The organism is Rhizobium sp. S96 (genome assembly GCF_030382195.1).
In the GTDB taxonomy this organism is placed as follows: domain Bacteria; phylum Pseudomonadota; class Alphaproteobacteria; order Rhizobiales; family Rhizobiaceae; genus Rhizobium.
Genome location: NZ_JAUDRY010000034.1, coordinates 1 through 1,272, shown reverse-complemented (window position 1 = coordinate 1,272; position 1,272 = coordinate 1). Strand labels below are relative to the sequence as shown.

1 protein-coding gene is annotated in these 1,272 nt (G+C 58.1%); it reads right to left on the bottom strand.

Annotated elements, in window-relative coordinates:
- Positions 1-18: 18 nt before the first annotated feature.
- Positions 19-1,208, bottom strand: a protein-coding gene (locus tag QTL94_RS24840; protein ID WP_289803363.1) for an IS3 family transposase whose coding sequence is annotated in 2 segments (ribosomal slippage) — positions 19-959 and positions 959-1,208 — 1,191 coding nt in all. Because the reading frame shifts where the segments join, the coding sequence is not laid out codon by codon here.
- Between the last annotated feature and the right edge of the window lie 64 nt (positions 1,209-1,272).

Genomic DNA, 1,272 nt, shown 5'->3' with positions numbered 1-1,272 from the left:
TGACCTTGCCCCCAAGTTTTATCCAGTTTTAAGTTCGCTCCGGCGGTTTTGGGTTGCTGTATTTGGGGCGGTAGCGGCGGGTTGTGGTGCGGAGCCATTCCGGCTGCGCAGCACCGCATCACGTCGCGGGTTGATTGTCCGGGCGAACTCGGCAGGTGTCATCCAGCCGAGTCCAGAGTGTGGTCGATGATCGTTGTAATCGCTGCGCCAGTTTGAAAGCGCTGATCGAGCATGGGTCAGTGACGAGAAGAGCGTTTCATTCAGGAGCTCGTCTCGCAGCCGTCCATTAAAGCTTTCGATGAAGGCGTTCTGGATCGGTTTGCCCGGTGCGATGTAGTGCCAATCGACTGTCGTCCGGTCGGCCCATTGCAGGATCGCGTTGCTGGTGAACTCGCTGCCATTGTCACTGACGATCATCCTGGGCTTGCCACGTTCCTCGATGATCCGATCAAGCTCACGGGCAACTCGCAGGCCGGAAAGCGATGTGTCGGCGACGAGTGCCAGGCATTCTCTGGTGCAATCGTCGACGACCGTCAAAACCCGGAACCTGCGACCATCGGTGAACTGATCCGATACGAAGTCCAGTGACCAGCGATAATTGGCGGCAAGCGGGATCAGCATCGGTGCTCGTGTGCCTATCGCTCGCTTGCGGCCGCCGCGCTTGCGCACCGTCAGCTTCTCTTCCCGATAGAGCCGGAAGAGCCGCTTGTGGTTCACCAGGTGGCCCTCACGCCTGAGCAGCACATGTAGGCGTCGATATCCAAAACGGCGGCGTTCATGCGCCAGCGCCTTCATCCGCTCGCGAAGATCATGGTCATCGCTGCGCGTGGTTTCGTAACGGATCGTCATCCGGCAAAAGCCGATGGCTTTACACGCCCGCCGTTCGCTCATCCGATGTTGGTCCATCAGATGCGCGACAGCTCGCCGCTTTGCTGCGGGCGTCACCACTTCTTTCCCAAAAGGTCTTTCAAAGCTGCATTGTCGAGCATGGCATCCGCCAGAAGCCGCTTCAGCTTCGTGTTCTCGTCCTCCAGCGTCTTCAGTCGCTTGGCTTCCGACACCTCCATGCCACCGAACTTGGCTTTCCACTTATAGATGCTGGCATCGCTGACGCCGTGCTTGCGACAAAGCTCCGAGACCGGCGTACCCGCCTCGTGCTCCTTCAGAATGCCGATAATCTGTTCGTCTGTGAAACGGCTGCGCTTCATTCCCTGGTCCTCTCAATGGGCCAGAGCTTACTTCAAAATGGATTATTTCAACGGGGCAAGGTCA